Origin of the sequence: Denitrovibrio acetiphilus DSM 12809 (assembly GCF_000025725.1) — a bacterium.
Lineage (GTDB): Bacteria > Chrysiogenota > Deferribacteres > Deferribacterales > Geovibrionaceae > Denitrovibrio > Denitrovibrio acetiphilus.
Map to the genome: position 1 here is coordinate 341304 of NC_013943.1, position 18374 is coordinate 359677.

General features: G+C 41.9%; 16 protein-coding genes. 7 read left to right on the forward strand and 9 right to left on the reverse strand.

All coding sequences use genetic code 11. The features are described 5' to 3' along the window. Window position 1 precedes the first annotated feature (1 nt). Both DACET_RS01630 and DACET_RS01635 read left to right on the forward strand, forming a co-directional pair. A complete protein-coding gene (locus DACET_RS01630; RefSeq protein ID WP_013009672.1) occupies window positions 2-1273 on the forward strand; it encodes a hypothetical protein in 1272 nt (423 codons plus the stop codon). Between the two features lie 113 nt (window positions 1274-1386). After that, complete coding sequence (locus tag DACET_RS01635; protein WP_013009673.1) at window positions 1387-2526, forward strand: MFS transporter; 1140 nt, start codon at window positions 1387-1389, stop codon at window positions 2524-2526. Here the strand turns inward: DACET_RS01635 and DACET_RS15885 are convergent. The 6 genes from DACET_RS15885 to DACET_RS01660 are packed head-to-tail and all read right to left on the reverse strand — an operon-like array spanning window position 2523 to window position 7062. Next, window positions 2523-2657 carry a CcmD family protein gene (locus DACET_RS15885; protein WP_013009674.1) on the reverse strand — a complete coding sequence of 45 codons (135 nt, stop codon included), beginning with the start codon at window positions 2655-2657 and terminating at the stop codon, window positions 2523-2525. The two genes, DACET_RS01635 and DACET_RS15885, sit on opposite strands and share 4 nt — an antisense overlap. A 4-nt stretch (window positions 2658-2661) precedes the next feature. Continuing rightward, window positions 2662-3318, reverse strand: a complete 657-nt coding sequence (gene ccsA / locus DACET_RS01640; protein WP_013009675.1) for a cytochrome c biogenesis protein CcsA — start codon at window positions 3316-3318, stop codon at window positions 2662-2664. A gap of 1 nt (window position 3319) precedes the next feature. Next, complete coding sequence (locus tag DACET_RS01645) at window positions 3320-3997, reverse strand: heme exporter protein CcmB (RefSeq protein ID WP_013009676.1); 678 nt, start codon at window positions 3995-3997, stop codon at window positions 3320-3322. Beyond that, window positions 3997-4704, reverse strand: a complete 708-nt coding sequence (locus tag DACET_RS01650; protein WP_013009677.1) for an ABC transporter ATP-binding protein — start codon at window positions 4702-4704, stop codon at window positions 3997-3999. The genes DACET_RS01645 and DACET_RS01650 overlap by 1 nt, the downstream gene beginning before the upstream one ends. After that, window positions 4697-6613 (reverse strand): heme lyase CcmF/NrfE family subunit, encoded by a 1917-nt coding sequence (locus DACET_RS01655; RefSeq protein WP_013009678.1) that lies wholly within the window; start codon window positions 6611-6613, stop codon window positions 4697-4699. Before DACET_RS01655 ends, DACET_RS01650 begins: the two co-directional genes overlap by 8 nt. 44 nt (window positions 6614-6657) lie before the next feature. Then, window positions 6658-7062: a cytochrome c maturation protein CcmE gene (locus DACET_RS01660; RefSeq protein ID WP_013009679.1), complete on the reverse strand. Its 405-nt coding sequence runs from the start codon at window positions 7060-7062 to the stop codon at window positions 6658-6660. A 211-nt stretch (window positions 7063-7273) separates the two neighbouring features. Between DACET_RS01660 and DACET_RS01665 the strand changes: the two genes are divergently transcribed. Continuing rightward, a complete protein-coding gene (locus tag DACET_RS01665) occupies window positions 7274-8014 on the forward strand; it encodes a cytochrome c biogenesis CcdA family protein (protein ID WP_013009680.1) in 741 nt (246 codons plus the stop codon). On the opposite strand, the gene DACET_RS01670 is transcribed toward DACET_RS01665, so the two are convergent. Together DACET_RS01670 and DACET_RS01675 are read right to left on the reverse strand one after the other, a co-directional pair. After that, window positions 8015-9223 (reverse strand): type II secretion system F family protein, encoded by a 1209-nt coding sequence (locus DACET_RS01670; RefSeq protein ID WP_013009681.1) that lies wholly within the window; start codon window positions 9221-9223, stop codon window positions 8015-8017. Then, window positions 9224-10894 carry a GspE/PulE family protein gene (locus tag DACET_RS01675; RefSeq protein ID WP_013009682.1) on the reverse strand — a complete coding sequence of 557 codons (1671 nt, stop codon included), beginning with the start codon at window positions 10892-10894 and terminating at the stop codon, window positions 9224-9226. 132 nt (window positions 10895-11026) lie between these two features. Here DACET_RS01675 and DACET_RS01680 point away from each other — a divergent pair, with 132 nt between their 5' ends. The 4 genes from DACET_RS01680 (at window position 11027) to DACET_RS01695 (ending at window position 17742) form a co-directional block, all read left to right on the forward strand. Continuing rightward, a complete protein-coding gene (locus DACET_RS01680) occupies window positions 11027-12829 on the forward strand; it encodes a mechanosensitive ion channel family protein (RefSeq protein ID WP_013009683.1) in 1803 nt (600 codons plus the stop codon). Next, window positions 12829-14541: a proline--tRNA ligase gene (locus tag DACET_RS01685; RefSeq protein ID WP_013009684.1), complete on the forward strand. Its 1713-nt coding sequence runs from the start codon at window positions 12829-12831 to the stop codon at window positions 14539-14541. Before DACET_RS01680 ends, DACET_RS01685 begins: the two co-directional genes overlap by 1 nt. 77 nt (window positions 14542-14618) lie before the next feature. Next, the gene (locus DACET_RS01690; protein WP_013009685.1) at window positions 14619-15536 is read left to right on the forward strand and encodes a M23 family metallopeptidase; all 918 of its coding nucleotides are present in this window, start codon (window positions 14619-14621) and stop codon (window positions 15534-15536) included. A gap of 163 nt (window positions 15537-15699) precedes the next feature. After that, window positions 15700-17742, forward strand: a complete 2043-nt coding sequence (locus tag DACET_RS01695) for a hypothetical protein (RefSeq protein WP_013009686.1) — start codon at window positions 15700-15702, stop codon at window positions 17740-17742. Here the strand turns inward: DACET_RS01695 and DACET_RS01700 are convergent. Next, a complete protein-coding gene (locus DACET_RS01700; protein WP_013009687.1) occupies window positions 17739-18374 on the reverse strand; it encodes a type II secretion system protein in 636 nt (211 codons plus the stop codon). The two genes, DACET_RS01695 and DACET_RS01700, sit on opposite strands and share 4 nt — an antisense overlap.

Consider the following 18374-nt stretch of genomic DNA (forward strand, 5'->3'; position numbering starts at 1 on the left):
AATGAGAAAACTTCTTGTTGCTCTCATGATCGTAGCTTTTGCTGCTACAGCTTTCGCTACAGACATCAAATTTTCCGGTACTTATGAAGTGTCCGGTAAATACCTTAAGAACACAGAGGCTAGAGAGGATGATACTCTTGAGCACAGATTCTATGAGCACGACTTTGATCTTTGGCTTAAAGCAGATGTGGACAAAGACACATTCTTCAAAGCTAAATTTGAAATCCTTGACGACACATGGCAAGGCAGCCCTGGAAATGACACAGGGTATGGCAACCAGACACAGTTTTCTGTACAGAGAGCTTGGATGGGACATAACTTCGGTTCTGTTCTTCTTGAAGTTGGTCTTATGGACGGCGGTGCTTGGTCATACGCTTTCGGTAACAACAAAGAAGGTCACTACAGAATTAAAGCAACTGTGCCTGTTTCAAACGGCAGAGTTTCTTTCTACACCCAAAAATCTAAAGAGACTGAAGATCTTGGTTTTGATGATACTACTGATACTTACACTGGTTCCGCATATGTCGAAGATCAACAAAAAGATGATAACGATGCTTATGCTATCAACTATGTTGGTAAATTTAATGGTATCACAGTTGCACCTCTTCTTGTTTACAAAAACAATTCATACAAAGTTGCTGATCAAGGCAGCGATGGTGAGAAAATATGGTCTCTTGACCTCGCTGTTGGCGGTGATCTTGGTCCAGTAGGATTCGAATTTGAATTCGACTATGACAACGCTTCTGCTGACTTCGATTACGCTGTTGGCGAAGATTCATATGATGTCTTTGGTATCTACGGTAACGTATTTACAAAAGTTGGCGACGCTACAGTAGGTTTTATCACAGCTTACTCCTCATTTGATAAAGATGCTGGCGTTGCTTATGATATGGCTGATGACTTTGATGATGACCTTCTTTTCATCCTTGGTGATGAAGGTTACCTTTCAAGTGCTATAGGCGCTGCAGGCGTTGCACTGAACGGTTCATACTCAGGTCTTGCTGCTATATGGGCTAACGGTATCTACGCTGCTTACGATGTTAACGAAAAACTTAACATCACTGGTGGTTTCTTCTATGCTATGTCTACTGCTGAAGATACAGCAGTTGAAGATGCTACAGGTTATGAATTTGACCTTATCGGTAGCTACGCTGTAACTGATGCACTTTCTTACAAAGTACAACTTGGTTACGCATCTGTTGATCCTGATGTTAGCGGTGTTGATCCAGATCCAGCAATGGCTCTGTTCCACACACTTTCACTCAGCTTCTAATCAAATTAATTACGATTTGATATAAAGTAAGGGCTCGCCAATGTGGTGGGCCCTTTTTTGTTTATACACTAATTGATCTTTATATAATCTCATTTTTGTATTAATCTGACTGCATGGATAAATCACGACTGGCTATAATAATATTTACCACAATACTCACATTCTCTGCACTTTATGCACCTCAGCCTGTGCAGCCCATAATAATGGAATATTTTAATATCTCGCAGTCTCAATCAGCACTTCTGACTACTGTGACTATGTTTCCTCTCAGTATTTCACCTATATTTTATGGTTATATGCTGGAGTCTGTATCGTCAAAAAAGATGTTGCTTGTTTCGCTCATTGTGATTGCAATCTGTCAGTTCATCTTTTTCTTATCTGACTCATTTAACCTGCTCCTGGTTTTGCGCGTAATAGAAGGGCTGGCTATCCCTGCTGTACTCACAGGTATAATGACTTATATCGCACGTATGACTACAAAAGATAATGTTCAGAAAATAATGGCAATTTATATTTCATCAACCATCATAGGTGGCTTTTCAGGCAGGTTTTTTTCTGGTCTGATTTCATATTACACTAACTGGCGTACAGTATTTTTTATACTTGGTGTTTCATTGCTTGGAGCCGTCATTATGATATGGCGTCTGGGGAGCAGTAAGGCAGAGGTACATAAGCTAGATCTTAAAGCTGCTGCTGTAATTCTTAGGAAACGTAGTTTTTTTGTAACTTACATGATGGTCTTCAGTATGTTTTTTATGTTTACAGGTGTTATGAATTTTATCCCTTACAGGTTGCGTGAGATTGATCCGAGCTCAAGTGCTATGTTGATTGGAGTGATATACACCGGCTACATAATGGGAATTGTGACATCTCTTAATTCACTAAAACTAATCAGAATATTCAGGGGGGAAGTAAATGCAATCCTCGCTGGACTTACTATTTTCCTTATGGCTCTTGTTTTGTTTATTCCAGTCAACATATATATCTTGTTTTTTGGTATGTTCGTATTTTGTGCGGGTATGTTTATGACCCATACTGTCGCATCAGGGTACATTAATAAGATGGCAGATGAGAATAAAGGCGTAACAAACGGTCTTTATGTATCATTCTATTACTGCGGAGGAACACTTGGTTCTATCTTGCCAGGTGTTGTTTATGAAAACTACAACTGGAACATGTTTTTGGTGTTCCTCGGCATAATGATGTTTTCTACGATACTTTTAGGCAGGCTGCACCTGCGTCAGTCTGATTAATCCTCTTCGCTGTCAAGGGCTTCGACTCTCTTTTCCAGATCAGAAACTTTTGATCCGAGTATAAAGAAATAAGCACCTAAAAGAAGAAATATAGCAGTGTATCCTGCGAACAGGTATGAAAAATTCTGCATATAATTAACCCTCCAGTGAATCTATTTTGCGTGCGAGTGATGCGACTCTGGTTCTTTTAAGAAGCATGGCAGCGTATAAAAGAGTGAATGCGAATACACTTATAAGCAGAGCTTTAAGCATGTCAGGGTGAAGACCGCCTCCGCCTTCCTGAACAACATTCGGGTGAATTGTGCGCCACCAGCGTATGGAAAAGAAAACTATCGGTACATCTATAAAGCCTATTATCCCCACCGCAGCAGCGAACTTAGCTCTTTTGTCAGGTTCATCGATGAATTTGCGAAGCATGATATAACCTGCATATATAAACCAGAGAATTGTTGTTGTAGTCAGTCTCGGATCCCATGTCCACCAGACACCCCATGTAGGTCTTGCCCATATAGGACCCGTGATGAGGACTATTGTACAGAAGAGAATACCTATTTCTGCGCTGCTCTCTGCGATATCGTCAAATAAAAAGTTCTGTTTAATAAGAAACAGAATACTGAGTACGAAGGTCACAAAGAAGGCGAAAAAAGCTATCCAGGCAGATGCCACATGGAAATAAAAAATACGCTGTACAGCGCCCATGTGTAGTTCGGCTGGAGCGAAAATAAATGCAAAGTAAAGTGCAATGCACACAGCAGAAATAGCTGCGACATCTAATGTCTTTTGTAATTTCATATTAATCCTCTACTATAAAATCGAATACTGCAAACACAACGACTGTAAATATAATATCGAATACTGCAAGAAGACTCAACCATTTGTGAGCGAGTGCAGGATCTTCACCAAGAATATAAATGTTAAGTGCCTGAACTGCGGAGAGAATAACCGGTACCATCACAGGTAGAAGCAGGAGAGGCAGCATAACCTCTCTGGTTCTTGTGTTGACAGATATAATGGAAAACAAGGTGCCTAATATGGCAAATCCATAAGTTCCCATTAGAAAAACTGTCATAGGCATATAGCTGGAGTTAAAGATGCTTATGTTATAGAGAACTGTAAAGAGCGGTATGGTTATAAGCTCTACCACCATCATAAACATAAAGTTGCTTATCGCCTTTCCGAAAAAGATAGCCGATCTGTCAACCGGAGCAAGTAGTAGGGCTGAAAAGTTACCGCCGTTGACTTCGCTCATCATAGACTTGTTCAGCCCGAGCAGTCCGGCGAAGATAACCGCCATCCACAATATACCTCCGACAACACGGTTTTTAAACTCTGAGCCTGGCTCAAATATAAAACTGAAAACCACAACAGTTAAAACAGAGAAGAGAAGCATAGACACTACTATCTCTCTGGACTTGAGTTCGTGCAGCAGGTCTTTGCGTATGATAGCCATGAGTGACTGCATATAGTTCATCAGCTCACCGCCTCAGTGTATGACCGCTCAAATTCAGTGAGCGAAATGTCTGACTTTTTCTTATCAAAAACAAGCTTCCCTCGCCTGATAATCGCAAGTCGAGAAGCTGCATCGTACCCCTGTTTCATGTTATGGGTAACCATGATAATTGTACGCAGACTATCAAAGAGCTCTGTTAATATTTTAGTCAGTATGTCAGATGCGTGTGTATCGAGACCCGTGTAGGGCTCGTCAAGGACAACAATGTCGGGGTTGTGCAAAAGAGCTCGTGTGATAGAAAGTCTTTGCAGCATGCCTCTGGAGTAGCCTCTAACTTTGTCATTACGTCTTTTATAAAGTTCGACCTTTGTCAGCAGTTCTTTTATGCGTTCGTCAATGTGCTTTACGCCGTAGAGTTGAGCATAGAAACGAAGATTTTCCATAGCTGTAAGTTCAGAATATAAAAACGGCTGATGCGAGATCACCCCGAATCTACTTCGGTATTCGTCTCTGAGCTTTTTCAGAGGAACTCCTTCATAGCTTATCTCTCCGGATGAGGGGGATGTCATTGTGCAGAGGAGTTTTAAAAAGGTTGACTTACCTGCACCGTTCGGACCGAAGACGCTGACAAACTCGCCCTTTTCAAAAGAGACGGACACATCACGCAGTGCGTGGATGTGCCCGTATTTTTTATTAACGCTGCTGAACTTTATAAGAGGTTCAGACATTTTGTTTTTTCCGTCCTGATATACCGTATATACCACCAAGTACCATAACTATACACCCTATCCATACCCAAGCTATCAACGGCTGATAAACTGCTTGAATACCAACATAGTTTTCATTTTTAGAATAGGACGACAGTATAAGGTAAAGATCACCTTTAAGGGAAGACCTTATTGCCACTTCAGCGAATGCTTCCTGATTTTTATCGTAGAATCTGCGCTCAGGAGCAAGAGTGTATAATTTCTTGCCGTCTTTAAAAACGCGGACAGGAGCGTAAGCAGAGGTGTAGTTTTTACGCTGTTTAAACTGAACATCTGCAACCTGAAGAGTATATTCTTCAAACTTAAAGCTTTCGCCGGGTGCAAGAACTCTATCGACCTGATAATTATAAAAGGATGATGCAATGATGCCATATGCCATAAGGACTACCCCGATATGTACGATAAGTCCTCCATAGTAGCGTCTGTTGGACAGCAGCACCTTAGCACCGCTTTTCCTGACATTTACTGTTATTTGTATAAGTATTGTTACAAACGAAAATGTTGTTACACCAGTGAGAATGACAGAAAGAGGCTGTGTGTAGCCGAAAACATACATTGCAGCCATGGCAAATATGCCTATGACAGCAGATGGAAGCATCTTCTTGATAATCGTTCCGCTTTCAGTTTTGCTGTATGAAAGCAGCGGGGCAATACCGCTTGCCAGCAGGATAAGCAGAAAGAAAGGTGATGATACTTTGTTATAATACGGGATGCCTACAGTTATCTTTTCCGGCAGAAAAAGACCGGATATTATTGGCATCATAGTGCCTATAACGATAACTAGTGTAAGTCCGACAAAAAACCAGTTAGCAAGGAAGAAAACACCTTCTCTGGATGAAAAGTTGAAATGTTTATCCTCATTCTCTGAAAGTTTTTTTGCCATAGGGATAAGATATGCGATGAATATGATTGTTGTACCGATCATGAAAACGAGGAAAAAATATCCAAGTGATGATTTACCGAATGCATGCACGGAGTCAAGAACACCGCTTCTTGTGATAAATGTTCCGAAAAGGCACATCTGGAATGATATAAGGATCAGCATATGTGACCATATCTTGAGTTTTCCTCTGCGTTCGAAGATGACTATGGAGTGAAGCAGTGCGGTGGATGTCAGCCATGGAAGCAGAGATGCGTTCTCCACGGGGTCCCACGCCCAATAACCGCCCCAGCCGAGCTCAACATAAGCCCACTCGCCACCGAGAACAATACCTATTGTAAGGAAAATCCATGTAATTATAAGCCAGCGGCGTGTGTCTACAGCCCAGAAAGCAGATGCTTCTCTGCTGACAAGTGCGCCGAATGAGTGCCCGGCAACTATTGTGAAACCAACAAACCCAAGGAATAGGGTTGGCGGGTGATAAAGCATTCCAGGGTTCTGCAACAGCGGGTTCATCCCCATACCATCCTGTGGAAAGAAGTCAAGTTCCTGAAAAGGACTGGTGACGAAGACAGTCAGGATAAGGAAGAATGTCGCAGTAAGTGCTGAAACAGCAAGCACAGCAGATCTGTGTTTAGTGTCATAATTTTTAAGACGTATTACTTCTATAAGTGCGTAAACTGTGATCAGCCATCCCCAGAAGAGGAGTGAACCGGCCTGACCAGCCCACCATCCGCTAATTTTATATATGAACGGCAGAGCACTGTCTGTATACTGTGCCACGTATTCCATTTTGAAATACCCTGTGGCGAGTGCGTAAACAAGCACCATAGAGGCTAAAGTTGTGCAGGCGGCTTGTGTTATCATAAACCAGTCAGCCATTTTGCTGTAAGATTTAGACTTCGTCTGCATAGCGTAAACATACATACCAAATGCCGCAAAACCGGCAAATAATCCGAGCAATTGAAAAAGATTACCAATTTGTCCCATTACTACTCCCTATTTTAATAAATTGAATCAGAAGAAACTTAAGATCAGCCCTCGTCAACGTCCGCTTCGTACTTGGACGGACATTTAGTTAAAACTGTAGCAGCATTAAAAACATCTGCATCCTGGTCGAAACGCCCTTCAATGATGACTTGTATATCCTCTTTGAAGGTATCGGGGATGATACCATTGTATATCACTTTCATAGCCTGACCGGATGTGTCAGCGATGTCAAATTCCAAATATTGTTTTTTGAAATCTTTTACGATAGTGCCTGTGACAACGTCTCCGCTGACACGCATGCCTTTTTTGTTGAATTTTTCCGGATTATGCAGAACTTCTGAGACTTCTAAGTAATAAACGCTCTCCGAACTGAAACCGGATACTAAAAGATACCCTATTGCGCCTGCGAAAACTACTGCGGCGAATAAAAATTTCCAGGATTTCTTCATACTTTCAACTCCCGTGTTTATGTTAAGACATCTGAACACTGCAAAAAGTTTTAAACAATGAGCAGTATATTATATTATTATTTTACTAATCGCAACTAAAATAGATATTATCTAATAAAAATTATCCTTATCGTGTTGCCTTCAATTATTCATGTAAATATAGTGTAAAAAAAGCATTGCTTTATCAATAAAAAATTTATAAAAATTGTAAATGAACAATATATCAATATACACCGCACTACTTGCCGGGCTGCTCTCCTTTTTGTCTCCGTGTGTTCTTCCTCTTCTACCGGGGTACCTTTCGTTTATCTCCGGTGAATCGATCGAGACACTTTCCAGAGGCGATAAAAAAGCTGCACGGCTGAAAGTTTTCCTTGGAGCAGTCTTTTTCGGACTGGGTTTCATGCTTGTGTTTGTACTTCTCGGTGCATCAGCCACTAAGGTTGGGATGCTTCTGAAAAGCTACAAGCTTATTATCGGGCGCATTGCCGGAATTGTGATCATAATTCTGGGACTGCACATGATGGGAGTTTTCCGCATTAATAAACTTCTGGTGCAGAAGAAGTGGAATTATTCCAATAAAGCAGGTAAACCTTTCTATATTAATGCCTTTCTGCTTGGGATTGCATTTGTTTTCGGCTGGACACCATGTCTGGGACCTGTTCTTGCAGGTATTTTTGCAATGGCAGCAAGCGAAGACACAGTATGGCAGGGTATAAAACTTCTGACTGCTTTTGGCTTTGGTCTGTGGATACCGTTTCTTATCTCGGCTTTTGCTGTCGGGTATGTCCTCAGCGGAGTCAGGAAGGCTGGAAAAATCGTTATGGTTGTTGAAAAAACATCAGGGGTGCTGCTCATAATTATCGGTCTTTTGATGCTGACAAACAGCCTTCAGACTATCAGCTCATATCTTGTTATGTGGTTTCCTGTACTTGGCAATATAAATTTCTGATCAGATCGGCATGTTGGTGATTAAAGAAAATACCGGTCCCATGAGTCCGAGCATTATCACCAGCATGAAAGCCCCGATAAATGCTATTATCAGAGGTTCTATCATTTTAGATATGTTTGTTGATGTGCAGTCAACCTTATAGTAGTAATTTTCTGCTATATTGCCAAGCTGGACATCGAGGTTGCCGGTCTGTTCGCCTATACTGACCATCCTTAAGATCACATTTGGATAGAGGTTCTGCTCCTTTAATGCCTCTGAAAAGGATTTCCCCATAGATATCCCATCTTTTGCCTGCTCTATAGAGCATTTGTATACCGAATTTGTAAGACTTTCTTCCATTATCGTTAACGCCAGATAAAGAGGAAGACCTGCAGATATCATCAGCCGTAGATACTCTGCAATGAACGCATAGTTATAATTCCTGATTATCTGACCAAAGACAGGTGTTTTGAGGAGCAGTTTGTCAGTTATGTATTTGTATCTGTTTTGTGTCTTCCTGAGAGTCAGGTGCAGAGACACAAATACGAAGGATATTATTGCGGTCTCTATAAAGTATGACTGAAAGAAGCCTGACATTCCCATTATGAGTTTGGTTGCAGGAGGCAGATCAATCTGAAATGATTTGAATGCAGAGATCATTTTAGGCATGACAGCCACCAGCCAGAAAACCATTGTCAGAATCATACCGACCAGCGCAAATGAGGGGTAAATAAGTGCTGATTTGGTTTTAGTGGTGAGGTCGTTCATCTTCTTCATATGTTCAGCCGCATCTTTCAGGGTATTGTCGAGTTTTCCTGTTTCTTCGCCTATGCGCACGAGGTTTACTGTGATATCTGAGAATATTCCGGAGTGTCTGGAAAGTGCTTTTGATAGAGTCATTCCAGCGTGTACTCTGTTAGAGATATTTTCCAGCACACTTTGTAGATGATTATTGTCGGCATCTTTTGCAAGGTCGGAGAGTGCAGAGCTGATAGGGAGACCGGATCTGACTGTTAGGTGCAGATTTTCTATCAGTTCCACTATGTCCTGTGGATTAATCTTTTGCCTGAACCTGAGAAAGCGATAAAATGATGGAAGTTTCTTTATTGATAAAACGTTTGAACCATCCATCTCCATATAGTCTGCAACATTTTCATTGTCTTCCAGTTCTATTATCTGATGTGTTTTCTGACCTTTATCATTTATTGCCGTCACGCCATATAGCCGCATCTAGAGCGCTACCCGAAGTATTTCGTCGGGGGTTGTGATGCCGTGCATAACTTTAATGAGTCCCGATTCAATTATAGGTATCATACCGTTAGTCACTGCTTTTCTGAAGATTGTCATAGGTGTTGCTCCGGTGACGATTAATTCGCCGATTTCCTGGTCTATAACAAGCAGTTCACTTATTACACCTCTTCCGGCGTAGCCTGTATTTCTGCAAAAAGCGCATCCCTTTCCCTGCTTGTAAATTATTTCTCCGTCAGGAGAGTAGCCGTGCTTTGTAAATACCTCCTCTGGTATCCCTTTGCTGATAAGCTCTGCTACGCTTTCGGATGTTTCTTCCTGACATGAACAGCAAGTTTTTCTGATCAGTCTCTGGGACAAAATCCCTCCAACGCCTGAAGCTATCATATAATCTTTGATTTTCATTTCCATCAGTCTGGGAATAGCAGTTACAGCGTCGTTGGTGTGGAGTGTTGAGAGAACGAGATGACCTGTTATCGACGCTCTCATGGCCATTTCTGCTGTTTCCTCGTCACGCATCTCACCCAGAAGAATAACATCCGGATCCTGACGCAGGAAAGCCCTCATTGCCCGTGGAAAAGTATATCCGGCTTTCAGATTAAGCTGAGTTTGTTTAATGAACGGAAACTTGTATTCGATGGGGTCTTCTGCGGTTAGTATCTTTCGCTGCAAAGAGTTAATTTTACGCAGGGAGGCATACAGAGTTGTTGTTTTGCCTGACCCCGTAGGACCTGTGACAAGCAGAATACCGTGTGGACGCTTAAGCTGCTTTTCTAGTTTATCTCTGGTGTCCGGTTCGAACCCTAGGCTTTCCAGATTAAACAGCGAGATGTTTTTCGAAAGCACTCTGAGAACAATTCCTTCTCCGCAACAGGTTGGTATTGTTGATACCCGGACATCGAAATCCTCATCAAAAAAGGAGTGGCTCATCGCTCCGTCTTGCGGGAGTCTTTGTTCGGCAATGTCCAGGTTTGACAATATTTTAATGCGTGAAGATAGTGCACTGTGTACCATATGGGGGAAGGCGTAGTAGTGGTGCAGGATGCCGTCTATGCGAAAGAATATATGCGTGGCAGAGGTTTCAGGTGAAATGTGTATATCTGTGGCTCTTTCGATAATGGCACTGTTTAAAATATGCTCCACCAGCAGAGGCGGTTCAGATGTTATGCCTGATGCGACGGCACTGTCTATAAGCTTTTGAATTTCTTTGTCAATCGGACATTCAAGCATGTGATAATTAGTTTCTATATTTTTGAGTATAGATTCCCTGTCTGCTACATAGACATTAATCTGTTTATTGGTTTTTCTGCGGAGTATGTCTATGGTGTTTATGTTGAACGGGTCAGCCAGTGCCACTGTCAGTCTCTTTTCAGTGTTTTCTATAGGTATTGCTTCGAGCTGCTTTGCTGTATGCCTGTCTATGAGCCTGAGAGCATCCGCACTCGGCGGGTGTTCGCTGATATCGATGAATGGTTTGTCTGCCTGTCTGGCTATGACAATGGCAACTTCTCTGGGGGAAACAAAGGAGAGATCGACCAGTATTTCTCCGAGCATCTTCTTGTTTATTTTTTTTATTTCGAGAGCAATTCTGATCTGCTCTTCTGTTACACATCCGGATTCTTTAAGGAGCTCGCCTACGGTCATTTCAGCCATGGTTTTATGAACCTCTGTTGATTTATAAAATGTTATAGTAAAACACAATAACTTTAAAGTTAAATGTTATTCATTATTTGCCTAGGAGATGGATATAGTGTAATATTGGCAAAATATGACGGAGCCGCCTATATGATGCAAGTCACTATGAATCTTTATTTGCTTCTGGACAATATCATTCAGCTTTCTGTAAAGATATTGAGAGAGCTTGCTGATTATGTTCAGGCAGATCCGGTTTCCGTTTTTCTCACTCTTGGCGCAGCTTTTGCCGGATATGTTATTCTTAATATCTATAAGTATGTAGCATCTAAACGTACAGTAAGTCTGAAGCTTGATATACTGATCTATATTCTTTCCCCTTTTATTTACATATTATTCACATATTACGCAGTTCAGTCTGATGAGACAAATCCGCTTTTTCTGGCGTTGAATTATCTGGGGATTTTCTGGATTTCCGGTGCGCTGATGCGTGTGCCGTCTAAATATTACGGAATCAAAGTAAGGTTATACTATATCCCGTCTATACTGTTGATAGCTGTTGCCCTTGTGCTTTCAGCTTATATCGACATGGCGGCTATCTATTCAGATGTCACAGAGAAGGGACTTAAGGGTGTTCTGGTTTTTGCGCGTGGTTTGTCCAAGATCCTTATGATGATTGGTATTTTTATTTATCTCAGGGCGATTCTGCCGAGGTCAGTAAAGATGCTTGAGAGCTATTACCCGAAGATTACAGCATTCGCAACACTTTCAAGGCTCGTTATGACTGCCTATACTGTAGTGGCTCTTTTGTGGGTTTTGAATATGATTGTGCTGGATTTTCGGGCTGTAATGTCGTTTGCGCTGCTGGGTATGATGCTGGCGCTTCTGTCTTATATCCTTTATAAAGTCAGGCAGAACCTTGACAGAATCTATAAGCGTGCTCTTTACACCGAACTTGAATGGATGCAGATACAAAAAAGCCTCGGAAGGTTTATGCTGCTGACGTTTGCATATATTTATTATTCACTGGTTTATAATGCTCTTAACATGAGCGATGTGCTTGCCAAACTGAAGAAGATTTATTTCTTTGAAACCAAACTGTTTTCTCTTTCTGTACTCAGCCTGATATCGGCTGTATTTATATTTATGTACCTGAAAAGCTTGCTCTTTCTGCTTACAAAATACCTACGTGTCATTTTCTCTGACAGGTCGTTGTCGGACGATACAGATTCGCTGGAGATAATAGTTTATAATATGGGGTTATTGCTGGTAATCATGTCTGCAATGCTTCAGCTTGGTATCACATGGCAGATAGTCGTGCCTGCTGCGGGTGCTCTTGGTATAGGTATCGGATTCGGTCTTCAGGCTGTAATTAATAACTATATCTGCGGGTTTATTCTTCTGTTTTCAAAGAAGGTGCGCATAGGCGATTTTGTGGAACTCCCCGGTTCTGCCGGGAGTGCTGTGGGGGTGCAGTCAGGGTCTGTCTTCGGTCGTGTTGTATCCATAGATATGTTTGCAACAACAGTGCAGACTTACGACAACATAGAAATAATGGTTCCGAACTCTATCTTTATCTCTGAGACAATAATAAACTACACCAGAAGCGATAAATTTATCCGTGTGCGTGTTCCTGTTGGGATAGCCTATTCCTCTGATATAGACCTTGCGCAGAAGCTCATGAGAGAAGCTATCGAAGACTGCGAGCATGTGGTCAAGCATAAAGGGCAGGATGTATGGTTTATGGGATACGGTGAAAGCTCGCTGGACTTTATGGTGCTTTTCTGGCTGAATATGTCCGAAGGGTTTCAGATAACCGCCGTCAAGAATGTTTTTTTAACGTCCCTCTGGCATAAATTCAAAGAACATGATATAGAAATCCCGTTTCCTCAGTCGGATGTATGGTTTCGTAATGAACTGCATATGGCTGACAAGACGGTTAAGGAGAATGATTAATGAGATATAGCAAGTATTTTATCCCTACGCTGAGAGAAGTTCCGGCGGATGCGGAAGTTGTCAGTCATAAGCTGATGGCACGTGCCGGAATGATCAAAAAAGTTGCATCGGGGATATACAGCTATCTGCCTCTTGGGCTGGTGGTTATTAAGAAAGTAGAGGATATAGTGCGTAAATGTATGAACGAAGCGGATGCTGTTGAGCTTATGATGCCTTCTGTCCAGCCTGCGGAACTCTGGCAGGAATCCGGCAGATGGGACTTCTACGGCAAGGAGCTTCTCAGGATAAAAGACAGACATAACAGAGAGTTCTGCTATGGTCCAACACATGAGGAAGTTACGACTGACATTATCCGCAGTTACATAAACTCATATAAGGCATTACCTGTAAACCTTTATCAGATACAGACAAAATTTCGTGATGAAGTGCGCCCTAGGTTTGGTCTCATGCGTGGGCGTGAGTTCATAATGAAAGACGCTTACTCATTTGACATGGACGACGCAGGAGCAAATATCAGCTACCAGAAGATGTATGATGCCTACCGCCGAATATTTGAAATGTGCGGTCTGCGCTATAAGGTTGTTGATGCTGATAGCGGCGCAATCGGAGGTTCATTCTCTCACGAATTCATGGTTCTTGCCTCAACTGGTGAGGATTTTGTTATAAGCTGTAATAGCTGTGATTATTCTGCAAATGTGGAAAAAGCTACCGTCAGAAAGAGCACTGAGCCTTTTAGCGGTGACATGAAAGCTGCCGAGGACATTAACACCCCTAACGCTAAGACTGTGGCAGATGTCGCAGCATTTCTTAATATAAAAGAGTCTGAGGTTATCAAGACCATGGTGCTTAATGTGGATGACAAAATCATTGCTGTCTGCATAAGAGGTGATCACGAGCTCAATCTTGCGAAGGTTAAAAACTTTTTTAATGCTTCTGTTGCTGAGTTTGCAACCCCTGTGGAGATATACGACAATACGGGCGGTCCGCTTGGATACAGCGGTCCTGTAGGGCTTAAAATACCTGTTTATGGTGATTATGCTGTTGAGGCAATGGGGAATTACTGTGTTGGTGCTAATGAAAAAGAGATGCACAAGATTAATGTTAATCATGGCAGAGATTTTAATTTTGAGTCTGTAGATGATTTCAGAAACGCAGAGGCAGGAGATGTGTGCTGTGAGTGCGGCGGAACATATGAGATAACAAAGGGTATTGAAGTTGGGCATATTTTTAAGCTTGGTACAAAGTATTCATCATCCATGAATGCAATGTATCTGGATAAAGATGGGAAGAGAAAACCTTTTGTGATGGGATGTTACGGTATCGGTATCACAAGAGTTGTCGCTGCTGCCATAGAGCAGAACCACGATGAAAAAGGGATTGTCTGGCCTGTTAATCTCGCACCGTTCAAGATTTGTGTGCTCCCTCTTGCAATGAAAGATCAAGAAGTTTCAGAAACAGCCGAAAATATATATAAGGATCTTATAAATAAAGGGGTTGAAGTGCTGCTTGATGACAGGGATGAAAGACCTGGCGTCAAGTTTAACGATGCTGAACTTATAGGTATACCGTTGCGTGTTGTGATAGGCAAAAAGACTCTTGCACAAGGGAAAATTGAAGTTACTGTAAGGGCTTCCGGCGAATCCTATGAGGTTGATGTGGAAGGATGTGTTGACGTTCTGCTTCAGAAACTGGAAGAACTAGCTGGTAGATAATAATAATCCCTTGAAAAGACAAGTCTTTTCCGGTACAATATTGCAAATTTCCATGTAGACAGCACGTCGGAGGTTGTATGAAGAAGAAATACACTGTGATGATTTTTGACGAGTCACGTCTGGACGAGGTGAAAACCCGTAAAATCAGCAGCAGATTAATTCGTTTTGTTATGCTATCTTTAGCATTCTATGTGTTTGTGTCCGGAGCTGGTTTCTATTTTCTGAACAACCTTTATAAAGAACGTACGGTTCTTTCCCAGTATAAAGACGAGAATCTTCAGCTTAAAGATAAAATAGCCGGTTATGAGTCACAGCTTATAAGCATTAATGAAAAACTTGCGGGTGTTACCGAGCTTGAAAACAAAGTGAGAGGTCTCGCTGCTTATGGTCAGAGTGATACAGAAGGGCGACAGCTCGCTGTAGGCGGTAAAGAAGTTGACGTGCTTCAGGATCTTTCTAAAGTTTCAGAACGCAAGGATAAGAGATTTTTCGAAGAGCTCAATGTAACTCTTACAAATCTTAGCATGGAGATAGAGAAAAGGTCTGTCAGCCTTTCTGAACTTGCAGATTTTCTCGAAGAGCAGAAACTTATGCTCAGTTCCACACCGACTATCTGGCCTGTCAAAGGCTGGATATCCAGCGGCTTTGGCTACAGGATATCCCCTTTTACCGGCAGAAGAGTCTTTCATGAAGGGCTGGACATCGCAACTAAGTATAATACCCCTGTGAGATCAGCAGCGAAAGGCATAGTTGTTTTTTCCGGCAGAAAAGCAGGTTACGGCAAGATGGTGATTGTCGATCATGGCTACGGATATATTACAAAGTATGGTCATAACAACAAGCTTCTCGTAAAAGCAGGTGATAAAGTCAGCAAAGGTGATTTTATTGCAGAAGTAGGAAGTACAGGTCGCAGTACCGGTCCCCACGTGCACTACGAAGTTCTTGTGAACGGAATACCTGTTAACCCTTTGAAATTCATAGTCGGTTACAACTAGTTTTATAAATTATAATCTTAAGAGCCTGCCCATTCGGGTGGGCTTTTTTTTCGTCTGAAAGAGATAGAACCGCCCCGTGAATCCGCACATCTGCTATTTATACTTTAAAATCCTATATTGATAATGTAATATTACTATCTTAGTTAAACCTTTGGAGTGTTCCATGAGTATCAAAACAAATAATAAACTGATAGATTTCGTAAAGTTATACTTTTTTAGCATCCTTATCGTTTTTGCTGTTTCTGCATGTGTTTCATCTGAAGACGAGGCTCTTTATAATTCCAGCCTAGCTATGTTGCAGGATGGGCATAAAGATAAAGCATATGAGAACCTTAAGGGACTTTGTTCGAAATTTCCCGATGATGAGCGTTTTTGCAAAGATGCGGAACTGATCAGGAGTGAGCTATACAGAGAGAGCATAGAGTTTGTTAAAGTGAAACTTAACGCAAATCCGCCTGTAACTGTCCCAGAGCTGAAGGCAGCGGAGAAAGCTCTTAAAAGAGCAGCGCTTTATGCAACAGATAAAACAGAAGTCTCAAGTTATGAATCAAAGCTTATAGAATATAGTAAAGCGACAGATACCATCGTTGAAGGAGCCTTGAAAAGTTCTGAAGAAGCAGCCTTAAAGGGTGAGTATATAACAGCCCACAGCAGAGCAAGCAGAGTCAGAAACCTTAATCCGGCTGTCGTTGGTCCTGTTGCGGACTCTTACGGGAAGAAAGCTGTCGAGGTTAATCTGAAAAAAGCAGAGAACCTTCTTGCTTTAGACAACCTGAAAGAGGCGAAAGAGCTGCTTGTTAAGCTGAGGAATATAGACCCTAAAAATAATAAGATAAGGGAATATATTAAAACAGCAGAGCGTAATGACAACTCAGACTATTATATGTCAAAGGGGGATAACTCCAGTGAGTCTCAGGAGCTGGAAAAAGCCCTCTCATATTACATGAAAGCCGTAGCATTCCCAGATGCAAGACAACAGGCTCAGGCTGCCATACACAATACCAGATCGAAAATCATATCAATCAGTTTTAAAAAAGGTGTGACCTACACTCAGCAGGAAATGTATAAAAAGGCATACGATTATTTTTATCAGGCTTTTGAAACGATGAAACAGTTGCCGATGGAACTTCGCGCAATGATAAATGTACCGAAAAATGAATTAGAGCTTTATTACGACAGTATGTACTTTATGGGGCAGAAAGCACTTGATGAGGGTGCATACGGTCAGTCTTATCTTTATTTTGATATGCTGAACAATCTTGCTCCGACATACCTTGGGCTTAAAATGATAAGGCAAACTGTTGAGGGGAAACTGCTCGACAGAGCTCTCAAAAGCATTGCAGTGATCCCTTTCAGAAGCCCTGCGGGGGCACCTGAAATAGGCTTTCAGATAACTTCGAATATCATGGAAGCAGTTCAGGGAAATATGAAAAGTGATGTCCGTGTGATAGACAGAGAAGCGCTTGAAGTGCTGATTGAAAAGTACGGACTGGATGCTGATGGAAATGTCAATACAGCACAGAAGGTGGATTCTAGGGTAAAAATTGAAAATGCTGACTATCTCCTCGTTGGCGAAGTTCTGGACTATAAAACAGAGACGAACATGCAGCGGAACAAGAAGAAGGTTCGTGTAAAAGTTGGCGAAACCAAAGTGCGCAACATTGAGTGGGAAGATTGGAAGAAAGAAGCCGATGCTATGGCATCCGCTGGAAAAGAGGTTCCGAAAGAACCTGCAAAATATGTTATGAAGCCTAATTACGAAATTGCAGAATACGACTTTGCTTTTCATCAGAAAACCAGCTATATGAGCGTCAGCTACCGTTTAGTAAATACTGCAAACGGAGATGTTGTATACAGCAATTCCGTCCGTGTTAAAAAAGACGCACGAGATGATTCCACCAGTGGAATTGACCTCGGTAATTACAAAGTTGAGATGAAGACCGCTCACCTGCCGTCTGATATAGAACTTAGCGGTGATGTACGCAAAGAAGCAGTTGAAAAGATCGCTGCTCAGGTTGTGGAACAGTTCGAATCTCAAAATGAGGTTTATGTGCGTGAGGCGGATAAATTTGCCGCAACCGATAATTATAAAGCTGCCGTAGAGATGTATATTGATGCACTGGTTCTCAAGGAAAGAAAGGGAGAAGATGCATCCCCTTTGAAATACAAAGCTTCAGAATACCTTGACGGGCTGCTCACGGACTAGAACCTGTCGAACAGGTATGCGATGCTCACAGGCTTTTTACTGTCTGAACCGCAGATGGCTGTTGATGTCCATTCCTGAGAGACCGTAGATATTGAGTTGCCGTTAATCCAGCGAATGCGGTCGGAGGAGGCAGGCTTTGCGCCTTTGTCGTCGGGCTTGTTTTTGTCTATGGTCTGCTCCATCTGAAAGGCTGTCATGCATGAAACGTCTTTCAGTACCAGTACATTGAGGACTTGCCTGTCATTTAATACCCCTGCGTAATATGCAAAGCCGTTGCCTGCAAGCGATGCGTGAGCATAGTTATTTTCATCTGAGAGAATGCCAAGTTTTTTAAGTTCGATGAATGAATCGTCAACGTCGGGTGTCCGGTCTGAAATACCATTTATTTCACCGGAGTCAGCCTGAAGATCAGCAAAATCTATACGTCCGTCATTGTCACTGTCTCCGGCAAATCTTCCTGTTTGTTCAAAATATCGATTTTGAGCGTTTGCCAGAACCGTAGCCTGAACGATAATTTTCTTTGATTCAGATGTTTTTATTATGCTGATAGAGCTTATTGCCGCACTAACAACAAAGCCTATAATGACGAGAACAATTGCTAGTTCTAAAAGAGTAAAGCCTGATCTTTGCAC